Raw genomic sequence first — 15816 nt, forward strand, 5'->3', positions numbered from 1 at the left:
CTAATTTCTTGCCTTAGGTCTGAAAAAACCTAGTTCCTGATACAAAAAAATCATTATTCAAGCGAAGTCTTACATTAATGTGCTTAAATCTCGCACAGGAGTTCCATCATGATGATATTTAGATAACTACCTAATCCGAGATGACACAATGTTCTTGTCCTTTTCTGTTTTTGTCCTCCGACACCCTCGCTGTGGGCTGCCTAGATTTTGCGTACCAATGTTAGGTCACCACTTCCTTTTTAGTTTTTTACGTTTCTCCGTGACTAAAATTCAACTAACCTGCCAGTTAGTTGAACAAAGGCAGCTGATCACATGGATCAGCTGCTTTCTTGGTATTATTGAGCTATCGTTTCCCGTTCGTTTATGTTATCAACGCCTCGTTTTGTAGTCGCATGATTATTTCTTTAACCGTCTCTTTAGGGGACAAATCAGATGAATCCAACCAAAGACCCGAGCGTGGAGTTTCATTTCGCAATACGCGATCCAACTCATCTACGCTCCAAATCCCATAACCCTTCTTTGCCCGCGTAGCCTCTCTCGTTGCAACCACTGTAGAGTTTGGACAAAGCACGACTAAGTAAAATGGCCGGCTCTTAATAAACGAGATGAAATCAGTAAGTAATGGTCCGATGACAACATCTTGAACAACGACTGTATATCCCGCCTTATAATACATCCCCGCTGATTGGGCGGTGAGCTGGTATCGTAACCTCAACTGACAAACTCGTCACTTTCTGAATCTGGACGAACCTCTTTGCGGTTATTTACGATCATTCTGCGAAAAATATCACCTCGTAAATGCACCGATTTATCAAATTGTTCGGACAGTAATTGTGCTACGGTAGATTTTCCACTGGCCATTATTCCTGTAATGAGTATGATGTTTGGATTTTCCACTAACTATATAAACATAATAGTTGATAAGAAAAATCGAAAAAAGGTCGATTATAGATATATTCATTTATTACGCTACCCTGCCCTTTAGTTGAATAAAGGCAGCTGACCATGCCACATAGACGATCGTCATGGTCCAACCTACCATAGGGAGTGACTATCAAGCATTAACCATTCATTGAGATGATTCCCGATTGATATTTAGAATAATTGAGCTGTAAAGAAAATCTGCTAAATCCTCATGACCATATTGATTAAAGTAGCTTTTGAACCGTGCATCAAATTTGTAGGTATGGGCAATGCAAGCCAGTAACTCTGCATCGCATGTCATGAATTGCATTAGATTTTCTTTCCACTCTTCGATTAACCGCTGCACTTCATCGGAGGAAGGATCCTGATGGATACAACACGCAATTTGTTTATATATTTCTTCAATGTCGGCAAAACGTTTCTCTTTTTCATCTACTGATAAATTTCCCATCGTTTCACTATATACTTTGTACGCCTCTGTTTCGCCATAAATGAATCTTGCCTCATTGGCGTACTGTTCTTTCAATGGCAAAACGGAAGAACAGTTTAAAATGTTCAAATTACTAATATCATTCCCCGAAACGAATTCATCGAGAACAGTCATGATGTTTTCCAGTCTTTGTTTTCTCGATAATAAAGTTTGTCTCTGCTTCTTTAATATTTGTTTCTGTTCTTGCTTGTTCAGCTTTAAAATGTCCGCAATATCTTTCAATGAAAATTCCAATTCCTTTAATAATAAAATGGTTTGAAGTTTTTCCAAACTGCTTCGATCATATAGACGATACCCTTTTTCCGTCAGATGTGTCGGTTTAAATAAATCGATTCTATCGTAATAATGCAAGGTACGAGCTGTAATGCCTGTTATCTGAACAATATCTTTAACCGTTAATAATGGTTTCTTCATCCCAAAATCCTTTTACTTCGTCTAGTATTTGAGCAGCAGGCGTTATCGTTGCCTCAAAGATCGTTCTTCCTGTTTTTCTTAAATAATACTGAATTAAATAATATCCGCAAGCGTAACCGGCGCTATAGGGCATATCGACCGGTTTTAAGTTCTGAAGTTCTGCGATCTCGTCACCGTAAAGATAAGGGGCAATTTGATCAAACCCCGTCAATTGCAATTGCTTCCGGAGCACAGGCTTAATGCACCTGTTAAGTGTTTCTGCATTTGTTTTCGTTACCCAAGGGCCGAGCAATTCTTCTCCAAACATGAACGTAGCAAAGTTTTCAGCTAACCCTTCACTTACAATGAGCTCGCCCAAATTAATGGTGTGATCCCACTGAATAAATTGATATCGCACATTATGGTTGCATTCGTGCGCCAGCGCAACCTTCATTCGAGGAACCGTGTACTCATTTGGCAAGAGTGTCCCCCAGATAAACCCGGGAATTCCCCCAAAGCCGCTATATCCTTCATTTATTGTTAAGGCACGGTTTTCCGGATTCCCTAGTTGAATGGTAAACAAATAATCAGATACGGGGAGACTTATTTCATGTTCTATAAATAAATGGAGGCTTTTCCTTACAGCGTGCTCACACTCTAACCAAAAAGAATCTGAAGAAATCAACTCTATCTCAGGTGAAATCTGCTGGGTAATCAGATCAGGGGATCGATGCATCATACTATTAAACGTAATAACGTCAAAATCATTCGCTTCTTCAGCTCTAAAAGGGATTTGTTGAATTTTCCATTGTTTCATAAAGGGAGCCATCATTTCGTTTCTGAATAATTCAAGCTTTTCCTCGGGCGAAGCTTGGGCAACTTTTTGATAAATATGATCTGAACGCAGTGATTTTATGTTCATCTCTCTCACTCCTAGTTATGTATTCTTAGAGAGAATTATGCACTATGACCTAACGTCATAGTCAAGAGCCTTGAATCAAAATTATTGTACATGTTTTTAAAAATATCCTACCCGTTAGTTGAACAAAAGCGTCCGATCACGATGGTCAGCTGCTTCCTTGGTTTATTGAACTAACGTTTCCCGTTAGTTCAATATCCTAGTATAAGTAGTCGTAAAAGATTAAAACAAAAATTAACGTGAATAATCTAATATCCTGATGGTACTATCTCCCACCTCAAATTTACTTTTCATAAGTCTCATGTGTGCAGGATTGCCTAACGGGCTAGCGACTGCATTGGCAATATTTACTCATTAAACTGTTTTCTCATCTTTGTTAATAAAGTGGATAAGCAATATGAAGACAAAGATATTGAATTACCCTGCCCCCGTTAGCGCAGCGAAGGCAGCCGATCTTAGTCGTCGGCTGCCTTCGGGTCATCAGTAAGCTATAGTTTCCCAATAGTTGTACACCTACCGTCAGCTCAACGACTTGAGCATACTCGATGTGTTGTTTTCTCAAGGATTTGTAAGTGCTATTCTAAAACCAAGATCATCTATTTTGAAATTGGGCATGCTTTTCCTTCTACTCGTAGAACCACAATTGTTCTCCACTTCAGCCCAACTGCCTCCCCTGAAAACTCTATAGTTCCCATATCGTTCAGCATCATATAGATCCCAGCACCATTCCCAGACGTTACCGATCAAGTCATAAAGTCCCCATGGATTAGGAAGCAACTGTCCTACTTTATGAACAGATCCATTGGAATTTCCTTGATACCATGCAATTTGATCAATTCTTGCATACCGATATCCCGTTGATCCTGCTTTGCACGCATACTGCCATTCAGCGTCTGACAGTAATCGAAATCCATTCGCTATTTTGTTATATATTGTGTTCTCACTTTCGTTTGTAACTGTATAACATTCCATCCTGCCAAGCTTTCTCGATAACTCATTACAGAAAGCAATAGCATCCATCCACGAAACTTCCGTAATTGGCAGCTTACTCACAATCGGCTCTATTTCTTCTTCATGCATGACAAAATGATATAACTGCTGTGTTACTGGATACTTCATTACATGGAATGGCTCTATAGCTTCAGTCCACGTTATAGTCTTTTTACTACTTCCTGGGTTAGATAAAGTGTAATCAGTACTAAGCCATTTATTTGTATTAAGAAAATCGCGTAGTTCAATTGATCCACCTTCTATGGGTACCATCAAATCCATTATTTCTTTTAGAAAACGTACCTTGTCACTTCCGTACTTTTCCATATCTTATCCCCCCCCCCATTCTAACTTACCGCCAACCAAATTCGACCCAGATGAGCTAACGTTTTCCGTTAGCTTAGTCCACAATAGCTAAAGGTGTTTGGTACAGTTATATAATTGGCATGTCCACTTGTTGTTAGTGTGTGTAAGAATGGTTATAGAAGTATTTCTATATACGTTTTTTGGAAATGTTGCGGCAAAAGATGTTGTAATGACAGCCCAATCAATGCTCCATGACTTATAACTAATATTCTTTTATCAACATATTCTTTAATCAGTTTTTCGAGAAAAGTTAGACCTCGCTTTGCGACCATTTTGAAATCTTCCATACCAAGATTTTGCTCACGCCAATTTGCTCCCCAACGAGTGATACGCTCTTCCTCGGTGGTGCCCTCAATTAGGCCGCAATTAATCTCTCTAATACGTTCATCATTGAATACGGGTACTCCTAAACATTGCTGAATGATTTCGGCAGTTTGCCTAGCTCTCGTTAGATTACTGGAGAATATAACATCCCATTCTTCGCTTGAAAGTCTTTTTGCCAGTGCCATACCTGCCCCCTTAATGACTACACAAATAGTACCACATATTGGAACTATACTGCCCGTTAGTTTAATGAATTGAAGGGCAAGATGATGATTAGTTATGCGTCTAACCGGAAACAGGAACATGTTCTTGTCTCAACAGCTAGTTTCAGTCTGATATTTCGCTTTTTTAATACCCATCCAACCATGTTTAACCTTTCTTTGATTCTTGTCCATTCCGGCAATCGGTACAAGTTCTTGTACCGATAAAATAAAAAAGCCGCTAAAATAGCGACTTCAATGGGACCATGTTATTGTCCTAAAATTAGATAATCCAAATTTGCTAAGATTAATATAAGTTTTTTGAAATTTTTTGTGCCATGCACTCAATTCTAGGGATCATCAAGTTGTCATCCATCATTTTAATTTTATCAGGTTTAAACAACTGAATTTTCTTTAGATTGTAATAGTCAAATAGCACCTGATACACTGTCAAATGGTTCTCCATCAGGTACTTTACATCTAAAACGTTACTTAGGATCTCATCTTGCATAATGATAAGCCTACCATCAATCTTATTAAAAAACCCCTCTTTTATTCCTTCATCATAAAAAGCCAATTCCTGATATTCTCGTTGCTTCATGGCTTCTTTTAGTCGCTCATAGTTCTCAGGATAACTATTTTCAAGTTCCCTTAAGAAAATGTCTGTGATGAACTCTTTTAATAAGATTGTTTGTTCAAATGTTTGCTGAAATCGCTGAACAAAAACTTGATCAGCATCAGAATCTTCAATAATTTCGTGGATATATTCGACAAATGTACTCACAATAAACGAAATAATATCTTCTTTGGTAGAGAAATATTTATATAAAGTCGCCCTGCTTATATCCATAATCTTTGAGATTTCATCCATTTTCAAACCTTGAAACCCATTTTTTCTAACGTGAAATAACAATTTATTAGTAAGCTTTTGCCTCATCTGATGTTGTTTTTCAATCTGCCGTTCCATCTAACTGCCCCCTTATAAATTTTATTATAGCTCATAAACACCATTTTAAACAAACTATACTAAATAGACGTTATATACGTTTTTTGTTTACTTTATTCAACTCCCATGCTATTATTTTTTTTGTTCCTATGAATAACAGTGATGAAAATTCATATTGAACGAGCTAAGATTGGATAACTTTTTATCTAGGCTTTAAACACTTAGGTTATAGAATTATTTAAGGAGGAACAAAAATGCAAACCCGAAGTCTTGGTCAACAAGGTTTAAAAGTCTCTTCTATTGGTTTGGGTACGATGGGGATGACAATGGCATACGGTCCTTCAAATGAAGATGAAGCAATAGCAACTATTCGTCGAGCTTATGAGCTTGGAGTTAACTTTTTTGATACGGCAGAATTATATGGATATGGAAATGGTCACAATGAACAGTTGCTGGGTAAAGCTGTAAAGGATTTTCGTGACAAGGTAGTACTGGCTACCAAGTTTGGCTTTGATATGACAGCCGAGCAGATTGGAACACGTTTTAACAGCCGGCCAGAAAATATTCGTAAGGTAGCTGAGAACAGTCTTCGCTATCTGCAGACTGATTACATTGATGTGTTCTATCAGCATATCCCAGATCCCGATGTTCCTATCGAAGAAGTAGCAGGGGTCGTCGGAGACCTTATCAAAGAAGGCAAAGTTAAATATTTCGGTCTGAGCAATACCGGTTCAAACACAATTCGTAAAGCTCACGCGGTTACACCGGTATCTATGCTTCAGACTGAATACTCGATATTCGAACGCGAGATTGAGGACAACAATATACGAAAGACATTGAATGAACTCGGTATAGGTTTAGTACCTTACGCTCCTTTAGGCAGAGGGTTCCTGACAGGTGCTGTTAAACCAGCCGAAGAGTACGCGGAAGACGATATGCGCCGTTACGACGAACGCTGGCAAGGCGAAAATTATATCTACAATTTACGAGCAACGGAACAACTTAATGAACTGGCTTCTAACAAAGGTATTTCTGTAGCCGAATTGGCACTGGCTTGGCTTCTCGCCCAGGGAGAAGATATCGTTCCGATCCCGGGTACACGAAGTGTTAAGCGGGTTGAGCAAAACGTTGCTGCTGCTAACGCTAAACTTACAGAAGCTGATCTTCAACGTATTAAAGAGATCCTTCCACACGGATCAGCCGGTAGCCGGTATCCAGCTGGAATGATGGAGAATTTCACAAGAGATTCATAACTTTTATAGAAAATTAAAAAGATGAATAAAAAACAGCTAACTAAGGACATAGTCATAGTTAGCTGTTTTTTATCATTTTTTATTCAACCTGTCGAAAAATCAAGTATTCGAGGTTAATAACACCATAAGTTATTCCACGTCAATGGGATGTTTAATCTGTCAGCAATTGACCATCCATGATACACAGTCCCGATTTCAGTTCTTTTCTACAACAATAAAGACACGATCCTCCCCTTCCGGGTTATCAAGCGAAGCTGATAAATCCTTCAATTTGGAAAAGCGGATTTTTTTCCATCCTACTTCTAAAAGAGAGGCCTTCACTGCATCTAATCTAAAACAGGTATTAACTATCGAATGTACGAATCTTTCATAATACCCATTTGGGTTTTTCGAGAAACCCGTCATATGAGTAACGGCTCTTGAATTCATCTCATCATAGAAGCTTCTAGATACAATCATCGATTCCTCATTGTCCTCAATTACGATATTCGTCCATCCTTGAAGACCTTTATTCGTATTTAAATCAAAAATAAAGATCCCATGATCATCCGTCACGTTATAAACCGCACGAAAACATCTTTTTAAGGCTTCAATATCAGGTAAATGGTTAAGGGCATCAAATGTTGAAACAACCAGACCCAATTTCTCTTCCAAAGTAAAATCCGTTGCATCGCCTTGTACAAATCTAGCCTGTCCCGTCTCTACATACTTCCAATTGTTGCGGTTCGCGTAATTCAACATCCCCGAAGACAGATCGATCCCCGTCACTTTATATTCTTTTTTTAGGAAATAATGAGCCAGATGTCCTGTTCCACAACATAAGTCAAGAACATGGTTGTTATTACGGCTAATGTCCTGCTGTTCATAGTATTTTAGAATTCTTGGTGCTGCTTGCAGAGCAAAATTAGACCATTTTTTATTATATAATCCGGCAAATACATTACCATACGTTTCCATTTCATCACACTCACGATCTATTTTGGAATCGATACGAAACCTCTTGCAACAAACCTAAGAGAACACTTTTAAACTGTGATTGAGCTTCTTCACTAAATTCGTTATTCTCTAATAACTCTTTCTCACACACAGAGATTTGTTGAGGGATAACATGGGCGTGCAATGACCGAAATATCAAGCGCATCGAGTTAAGCGTATTAATGCCCGACTTCATTCCACCTGAAGTTGACATCAGTGCAATCGTTTTATTTTTAAATCCTGATCCATCTTGGTAGTCGAGTAAGTTTTTGAGTGCTCCAGAGTACCCACCATGATACTCCGGAGAAGAAATAAGAAATGCATCAGCTGACTTTATTTTTTCCGAAACCGTGATCATTTCTTCTGTTAGGGGTGCTACCGGACTGTACAACGGAAAATTGGTATCACATACACAAATGATCTCTGTATCGTGCCCTTTCTTCTCCAGCATTCTACTTGCCATATTTAATAGCTTTTTACCTAACGAGTTGGGATTCATACTTCCATTAATTAGAACAATTTTAGCCACTTCGCTCCCCCTCTTTCTTCTCCACAAGTTTTATCCGTACGATCCAGGACTTCACTTCGTTGTCGGCATGCAAGCGATAAGATTCTTGTAAGGCTTCCAAAGCCAACGGATAGTTTTTCACCTTCATATGACTCATACCGAGCAATCGCCAGCCATATGCATCCTGGGGATGATCTTTTACATATGAAGTAAGCAAGGTGCATGCTTCTTTTTCTTGATGTGTACGGATGTAAAGCAGCGCAAGTTCTGTTGTTGCCCATGTTTTATGAACGCTATCAACATAATTTAGATACAGCTCCTTAAGATCATTCGTTCTATTTTGCTTTTTAAGAATTTGTGAAAAGAGAGTGGCGTATTCTAAATGATCAGGGTGCATTCGGCAAAGAGCTGACAAACCAGTGGCTGCTAGTGTCCATTCTTCTTTCGAAACTGCTGCTTGTACTAAATTATGCCAAGCCTTCGAATGATTCTGATCCTTTACAACGGCGTTGTTCCACAATTGCATTGCTTTTATGTGATGTCCATGAGCAAAATATACATTTCCAAGATGATATAGGGAGCTGGCATCTCTTCTCAAAAGATAAATAAAGCGCCAAAAGAAAGTTAAGATATAAAATCTCGCCTGGAATCCGTTATGAGGAGATTGTTGCTCCAGTTTCTTCAACTAATATTCCCCCCGTATATAACTTGAGTAGCAACTTTCGTACGGAGGCCTCCTGCTTTTCTGGAAACTTTTTCAGCAAATCACGTAAAGTGATTGAATTTTTGAATTGTGCCAGAACTGCTCCGATGGCAGGAGAGATTACCATACAGCTATCTTTTTTACAGTCATATAAGACACGTGTGTCTTTTCTTAGAATAACTTCGAACGGGTACTCTTTTTCTTGGCCTGGAACGGTGGGGTGCATATTCTTTTCTAATTCAGATAGTGAGTAAGGCAAAGTGTACATTTTACATGAAGGAGAAAGCGACAATTGCAAATCTTCCTTCAGTACAGGTTCAGCTTCTGAATCTACCAACCTAGGTGTTTCAATGAAAAGTTCCGTATCATCAACAGCCAGCACATCACGAGGAAAGTCGTATCTTTCCTTTTGCTGAAGCTCACCCACAAGCGAAGAGGCAAAGGGAAGAAAACGTTCACTGTCCCAACCCGTTTCAGTGAGGAAACGATAACTGCGTTGAATGTCTTTCTCTGGGTTTTTCTCAGCTATCCATTCAATTCCATAGTCTTTAGATTCGTTCCAAAAGTTGCTTCCTTCATAAAGACGGAAAATTTTGAAACGAATATAACGAGTTGTGCATTCCGAATGCTCTTTTAAAAAAGATATGAATTCCGTAAACCCTTCCGGAGAAGTGAGCGGATAAACCCAGGACGACGGAATGGTACATCGGTATTTGTTCCGACCTACATGCGCTCCAGGATTGAAGCATCTTCTGCTTGATCTGATCAACATGATCTCTAACGAGCCAACCTTTCAACTCCCAGTGAACCCATGTTAGGCCCCTACTCTTAAGCAACCTCACCTCATCCTCATTCAAGGATTGATCAAACTTTAAATATATCCCCCAAGAGATCTTAATATGAGATTTTTCCAAGCGTTCTCCAAAATATAGGGCTTCTTCTACGGTGGTAGGTTCGTACAAGTAAAGACGTTTATTCTCGATGTGCTTGCTGTCGGATAACCAAGAAAAAAGTGAATCTTCGTGCATCCAGTTCTTCTGCACCCGAATATCTAGATAGGGAGTCCAATATTCATCTGCTTCTAACTCTCCGAATCCCCAGCTGATGGTTTGCTTGGAGCTCCTATGCTGGATGAAATCTTGAGGATGTCTAACAGCTATAACCTGGTTTATGTTCGTAGGAGGATGGTTTACTACGTTTTTACCAAAATCTGAAAAGAACGGACCTGCCCATGAAATACGCGCATCTTTATTCTTCTCACGAATAAAATCAGTTAATGTATAGGCCGGAACTAATTGTTGATCTGATTCAATCCATATGACCCATTCCCTCTCTTCCTGTTCTACTATCGATTCCAAGAAGGGTTTAAACGGATTCGTTTTGTTGTCCTGTACACTCTTCTCCAGTTGTTCTGTACTCTCGGTGGAATACAGTAAATTAACATCATTCATTGCTAATTGAGTAGGAAGAAAAGGGAGTTGAAATAGTTCTATTGCATAACGGATAAGATTCCTTGCCTCTTCTCGTTCACGCACATCGCATTTCGTCTTCATCGTTTGAATAGCTTCTTGAAGATTCTTCTCTACGCTTTCCCTTCTCAAAAAGGCTCTAAGCAGGCCTCTCACATACTCTTGATCCTTTGCTTGAATTTCGTTTTGAGTATGCAAGCTGTTCCATTCATTTTCAAGATGTTGGTATCGTTTTGTTACAGCATGCGAGTCTAACATATGGTTCCAAAACAGAAGATTTGCATCTACTAATTCAATCTCCATATGAGAAGCTCGTACAGAAGAGATACAGGACGTTAACAGAAAAGGAATCTCGGAGGGATCTTTTAAAGGTGGATAGATTACTTTAATCGGAAGAGTCATGTCCATTTCCCCTTTCAACAAAGTAGCTTAATCTCAATTCGGCCGTGTGGCGTTGCTTATTACCTTTAGTCAGCCATGTCTCGCTCAGACCAGGTAACATTTCACTTAAAGTACATTCCTCTTCAGTCCAAAAAGCATTCCACATCTCAAGCAGAAAGTAGTTATCAAAATGAATATAAAAGGGTTTCGGTTGATTAGCTATTTTAACGAATGCTTCGTTGGGAAGTCTGTTTTCCACGTGATATTTGAATGCATCATAAAAAAGTTCGATGGAAGAGCCTGGATATACTCCATTCCAGAAGGTCTCTTTTGTGATCCGCCATGTAGCTCTTTGCACGACCACATCCCCCATCATCATTCTTGGCGTAAATGCGCCTGTATCGACAACAAAAGGCACCGCCTTAGGTAAAGAAAAGAAAGAATGCACCATGGTATGAAGCTCACCGTTGTAAGTACGATAAACTCCATCACCATCAGGTAGGGATAAAACAACGCCGTCCTCCAAACACTGGACCATCGCATGAGCCAGGGGGATCTTTTGGTTTGAACTATTCGATATACTACTCATTTGTGCGGTTATGCCAGGATACTCGAAGGGAACAATTTTAAACCTTTTATTGGATAGTAAATTCAACATATGTTGATTTGTTGTACTGTTTTTGATTTTCTCTTTTATTTGTGCTGTAAGCTGTTCTTCATCACGATGAAATTGCAATGCCCATCCCCATAGCATAACGGTATCGTGAATTTCCCCAAGGATAACTTGATAAGTGCCATCGTCCCCTTTGGCTAGCATAAGATCGGGAGAGTTAATCCAGCCGAGATCTGGATCAAACTCGTAGGATGTATCATCGGGAAGAGCAACAACAAATTCATCGCTTTTTTTCACAAAGGCTTCCACTTGTTGCTCTATATCCGTTCGTATGTTACGCCAACGATTTTCCCAGTGCTGGGCTTCAGGATGCTGTGTGACATCATATATAAATTTCAGGTACGGCACCTCTTCTGTTGACGGATACAAGGTGGTGAATATCTCTTTCGCGAGCCTTTGCTGCATTTCATCCTTTTCTTGTCCATGTTTAGCGCAGAGGTTTAGCCATTTAGGCACACTTTCTCGGATCACACCTTCAATGCTCCCACCGATTTGAACCTCGTCTAATGGACCATGGCACTCCTCATATAGAAGAGTGCGGTCAGCATATATAGCTCCACCACTTCTTCTAGGATTTTCCCCTGTCCATTCCATGAAAGACGTCTCAAGTCGTGTTAATTCATGTATTTTGTCTTCCAACATCAACGAGGGATATGAACTTTTTAAGTCCCATAGCCAATTGATCCTTTGTCTCCATAAGATCACGTCCGGGTGAGGCGGTAAGGTTGGGTTATTGATCCACTCTCTTAGACTTCGTAAGGCATCCGGTTCGGTGACGGGAATTGGTATTTCAATATCAACCAACTTTTTGCTCTCGAGCCGAGACAGCAATGGTTCTGTTTCTTCAATCGTCCAATTTAAATGATTTGCCAGCTCGGATATGGTTTGAAAATCATGAGACAATCCCGCAATTAAGGGATGATAACGCTCCGGAAGTACAATTCGTTTCCCTGAATGAGGAAAATAAAGTGTGGAGCCCTCCTTCTTGAGCAGGTAAGATAATTTCACGCTACAATAGGGTCTGAGCTCTTTTTTGATTTTTAATACATTTATTAAACTGGAAACTGCCCAGTACGGCAGAAAAGCTCTCCGTTCCCTTTCTTGATCCAAAACTTTATATTTCACATCTTCGTTTATCTCTCCTAATCTGCCGTATTGAATAGGACCAAAATAACTTGTGGTTTCATTCTTCGTGCAAAACCTCTGAAGATAGGAGATTAATTGCCTCTCTGTTCGCTTAACATCTGCATTTCTTTTCACTAAAGCATTCTGCAAATAGGGAAGTAATGCATTCTTATACATGGATGGACTTTGTTGAAAAACAGCTTCTTGTAATCGCACGTCCTTATAGATATTCTGTAGTTCACGTTGTTTTAAAGCGAGCTCCTCTCTGAATACTTGAGCACTTACTTCACGGATGAATTCCAAACGTTCCACGTTCATTTGATAATGCTTTAATTCATGTAATACGTTTGTGTCTAATCCCTCAGTCTCCAGGCTCGAAATGAGCTCTGGATTTATTGGTTTTCTTTTGGCAATCGTTTTACGTGCTTTTTTCCAAAAAGGAAGTGCTGCGTCTGAGATGCAGTTAACTCGTTCTAATTCCTTCATATGAGTGATACGCTGCTCTATATTTCTCTCAATCTCATATCGTTGATGAAACGTTTTAACCGTCTTCTCAAAACGAAGTCTTTCAATCCATTCCGCTGGAAATCCGGTAGAGCGTAGAATAAACTCAGGAAAGTGCTCCCACTTTGGAGTCGCGATATCGCCCACCTCCTAATCGTTCTGATGCGGATGCCCCTTTTTGAAAAACAGTTCCCCTCATTTCGAAACAGTACTTGCCCTCCTCATCCTTAAGCCATAAATGATCGGGTGAGGGCTCCATTTCAATAAAAGTCACAGTTGCATTTTTTTTAAGCAAACTATGGAGCAATTCGATCGCGAAGCAATTTTCAAAATCAAAGAAAAACGGCTTTTTCTCCGAGTTCACCTTGAAAAACACATATCGCGGAAGCTGATATTTATCCCGGAGACGCTGCATTTCAATAAAAATCTCAAACAAATTTTTTCCGTTACGTAAGCCTTCTAATTGTTCGTCTCCTAGCTCCCAACGTTCGCGCTGAAAAATGACACCGTTAATTTCAATCCTTGGCGTATGTTTGGAAGTGCGAATAACGGGTGAACTCACACGCGAGGGAGCAAAAGCCCATAGATGAATGTTCTCGTCTCCGCTATTGTATAAGTGGTGCTGTCTTTTATCTTGATCTATTAATTTCACTTCCTGATTTTCATACGTCACATATAAATCACGAATCGACACCACGCCTTGCGCTCTTGTTGAAGGCGTGCCAAATAGTTTGATAATCGTACCCGGGAAAGTTTCATGGATAAGCCCTTTGTGCCTTCTTGTATTCAATATGACAGAGAGGTTTTGGTACATGGGCATCTCGGAGAGCATGTCATTAATCTCCTCATTCACCTGCTCTCTTCTAGCATCAAAGAGAAGTTGTGAGCCCCACATCGCAATAAATTGGTGAACCTCACCCAATATGACTTGGTAATCCCCTCTCGATAGTGCATCTAGATCCTTAGCTGAAAACATCACATCTGGAGAAGTATGACACTCCTCATATTTCCTGAAGCGATTAAATTGCTCGACATCCTCAGAGGTTATATGGGCGATTGAACCTTCCTGACGCTTCTGAACCAACTCATCCAGTAGCTCATTAAATTGAGTTAATGCAGGAAAAGAAAGGTCAACCTTTGCTTCAGCTAATAAGGTCTGGGATTTATATATAAATTCTGAATATGGAATATGGTTTCGATGGTCCTTTATATCCTCAAAGATACGATGTGCAATGGTTTGATAATAATCTCTCATGACATCGCCGAAGGCGGCGCTTAGATCGAGCACCGGTTTGAGCTTTTTCATAAAATCATCATAAAAAGTCTTGCCAAAAGAAAGTTTATCAATGGTTCCCTTACATTCCTCATAGTATAACGTTCGATCCGCATACATTTGCCCTTGGCTTCGCCGTGCAGACGAATGAGTAACTTCTTCAAATAATTGTTCCATGCGCCGGGTGACATCTTGCCGATGGTTTAAATCTTTTGCCAATGCCTCTTCTTTCAATTGTTTAAACTGTTCCAAAATCTCAAGCCATGTTCTCTTCCTCTCTTCGTTTAACGGAAGCTCCTCTAACCACGAGAGCAAATAGCTAAATGGATCAAAAATAGTGGAAGGGATTTCGATTTCAAATAGAACTATATTTTTATCGGCCAGTTGTTTAATGTACCGACGAAGTTCAGAAATACTGAGATCCAATTTTTCTGACAATTGATGAAGATTTAGCTCTTCCCTCGATATTTCTTGTATGATCGCATCGTATTTATTGGGAAGTGAAATTTCTTTATTCAGGTGTAAAAAGAACAGTTTATTTTGTTGCAGTGCACACATCGGGTGCAGTCTAGGGATCAGAAAATTGCTGATCTCCTGCTCTTCGGCTATACGTTTGGCAAGCTCTTTAACCATCCAGAAGGAATAATGGATGACACGTTCTTCAAATTTACCCGACTTCGCTTCAAAATGCATGGACTTGTCCAAATCCATATCCCATTCTGCATAATTCATTGGCCCAAAAAAACTGGCCGTATCATTTTTTGAACAAAAACGCTGCAAATAGGAGTAAAAACGCATTTCCAGTGTTCTGATTTTTGAAGGGCGACTCTCATACTCCTGATGGGATATAAAACGGGAATAGGATATATTAAATACATCCGGATTAGAAATATAAACAGCCTCCGCCAGATAAGGATCTTTGAATATCTCTTGAAGTTGTCGCCTTTTCATTTTGAGTTCTTCATAAAATATTGCCTCAGTCCGTCTCATGCTTTCTTGGATATGCAGATCCATATCAAGCCATTGCTGCAAACCTTTACGCAAAGGATGATCCATAGTAAAGAATTGGTTCACTTCCTCTAATTCACGTGTTCGTATCGTATGTTTAGCTAGATATTTTCTAACTCGGGATAATACGTGTAAAATCGATTTCTGATTCTGTTCTGCATGCAGGTTGACGGTCTGAGGAATGATGTCATGCAATAAATGTTCCGTGAGAGATTGCTTGTCTTTCTCTAAGGTAGTGATCTCAGATAGCTGCTGAATGGTTTCGTTCCAGTGGAGCTGCTCTAGTGTTTCAAAAGGGAACCCCGTTTTTCTGACGACAAGTTTGGATACAAACGTCCAGTCCACACTCTTTTTGATATTCATCCTGTTCATACCTCCAAACATCATGGTCT

Annotated in this window: 13 protein-coding genes and 1 pseudogene; 1 reads left to right on the top strand and 13 read right to left on the bottom strand. The window is 39.6% G+C overall.

Going from position 1 to position 15816, the window contains the following annotated elements; genetic code table 11:
• Nucleotides 1-361: 361 nt before the first annotated feature.
• The 6 genes and pseudogenes from QF049_RS06825 to QF049_RS06850 form a co-directional block, all read right to left on the bottom strand.
• Nucleotides 362-861 (bottom strand): annotated as a pseudogene (locus QF049_RS06825) (AAA family ATPase).
• A 208-nt stretch (nucleotides 862-1069) separates the two neighbouring features.
• On the bottom strand, nucleotides 1070-1828 hold the full coding sequence (locus QF049_RS06830; RefSeq protein ID WP_307535925.1) for a MerR family transcriptional regulator: 759 nt from the start codon (nucleotides 1826-1828) through the stop codon (nucleotides 1070-1072).
• Nucleotides 1803-2729, bottom strand: coding sequence for a DUF2268 domain-containing putative Zn-dependent protease (locus QF049_RS06835; protein WP_307535927.1), 927 nt, complete (start codon nucleotides 2727-2729; stop codon nucleotides 1803-1805). The genes QF049_RS06830 and QF049_RS06835 overlap by 26 nt, the downstream gene beginning before the upstream one ends.
• Nucleotides 2730-3284: 555 nt before the next feature.
• Nucleotides 3285-4043 carry a formylglycine-generating enzyme family protein gene (locus tag QF049_RS06840; RefSeq protein ID WP_307535929.1) on the bottom strand — a complete coding sequence of 253 codons (759 nt, stop codon included), beginning with the start codon at nucleotides 4041-4043 and terminating at the stop codon, nucleotides 3285-3287.
• A gap of 152 nt (nucleotides 4044-4195) precedes the next feature.
• A complete protein-coding gene (locus QF049_RS06845) occupies nucleotides 4196-4591 on the bottom strand; it encodes a histidine phosphatase family protein (RefSeq protein ID WP_307535931.1) in 396 nt (131 codons plus the stop codon).
• A gap of 322 nt (nucleotides 4592-4913) precedes the next feature.
• Nucleotides 4914-5573 (bottom strand): TetR/AcrR family transcriptional regulator, encoded by a 660-nt coding sequence (locus tag QF049_RS06850; protein WP_307535934.1) that lies wholly within the window; start codon nucleotides 5571-5573, stop codon nucleotides 4914-4916.
• A 233-nt stretch (nucleotides 5574-5806) separates the two neighbouring features.
• Between QF049_RS06850 and QF049_RS06855 the strand changes: the two genes are divergently transcribed.
• Nucleotides 5807-6805 carry an aldo/keto reductase gene (locus QF049_RS06855; protein WP_307535936.1) on the top strand — a complete coding sequence of 333 codons (999 nt, stop codon included), beginning with the start codon at nucleotides 5807-5809 and terminating at the stop codon, nucleotides 6803-6805.
• A gap of 195 nt (nucleotides 6806-7000) precedes the next feature.
• Here QF049_RS06855 and QF049_RS06860 read toward each other — a convergent pair whose 3' ends face one another.
• The 7 genes from QF049_RS06860 to QF049_RS06890 form a co-directional block, all read right to left on the bottom strand.
• Nucleotides 7001-7762: a class I SAM-dependent DNA methyltransferase gene (locus tag QF049_RS06860; RefSeq protein WP_307535939.1), complete on the bottom strand. Its 762-nt coding sequence runs from the start codon at nucleotides 7760-7762 to the stop codon at nucleotides 7001-7003.
• 10 nt (nucleotides 7763-7772) lie between these two features.
• Nucleotides 7773-8309, bottom strand: a complete 537-nt coding sequence (locus QF049_RS06865; protein ID WP_307535941.1) for an NADPH-dependent FMN reductase — start codon at nucleotides 8307-8309, stop codon at nucleotides 7773-7775.
• A complete protein-coding gene (locus QF049_RS06870; RefSeq protein WP_307535943.1) occupies nucleotides 8302-8973 on the bottom strand; it encodes a tetratricopeptide repeat protein in 672 nt (223 codons plus the stop codon). The genes QF049_RS06865 and QF049_RS06870 overlap by 8 nt, the downstream gene beginning before the upstream one ends.
• Nucleotides 8942-9418, bottom strand: a complete 477-nt coding sequence (locus QF049_RS06875; RefSeq protein WP_307535946.1) for a hypothetical protein — start codon at nucleotides 9416-9418, stop codon at nucleotides 8942-8944. The genes QF049_RS06870 and QF049_RS06875 overlap by 32 nt, the downstream gene beginning before the upstream one ends.
• A 148-nt stretch (nucleotides 9419-9566) precedes the next feature.
• Nucleotides 9567-10862: a hypothetical protein gene (locus tag QF049_RS06880; protein WP_307535948.1), complete on the bottom strand. Its 1296-nt coding sequence runs from the start codon at nucleotides 10860-10862 to the stop codon at nucleotides 9567-9569.
• Nucleotides 10846-13290: a lantibiotic dehydratase gene (locus QF049_RS06885; RefSeq protein ID WP_307535950.1), complete on the bottom strand. Its 2445-nt coding sequence runs from the start codon at nucleotides 13288-13290 to the stop codon at nucleotides 10846-10848. The genes QF049_RS06880 and QF049_RS06885 overlap by 17 nt, the downstream gene beginning before the upstream one ends.
• The gene (locus tag QF049_RS06890) at nucleotides 13250-15787 is read right to left on the bottom strand and encodes a lantibiotic dehydratase (protein WP_307535952.1); all 2538 of its coding nucleotides are present in this window, start codon (nucleotides 15785-15787) and stop codon (nucleotides 13250-13252) included. Before QF049_RS06890 ends, QF049_RS06885 begins: the two co-directional genes overlap by 41 nt.
• Between the last annotated feature and the right edge of the window lie 29 nt (nucleotides 15788-15816).

This window comes from Paenibacillus sp. W4I10, assembly GCF_030816325.1.
GTDB classification, from domain to species: domain Bacteria; phylum Bacillota; class Bacilli; order Paenibacillales; family Paenibacillaceae; genus Paenibacillus; species Paenibacillus amylolyticus_B.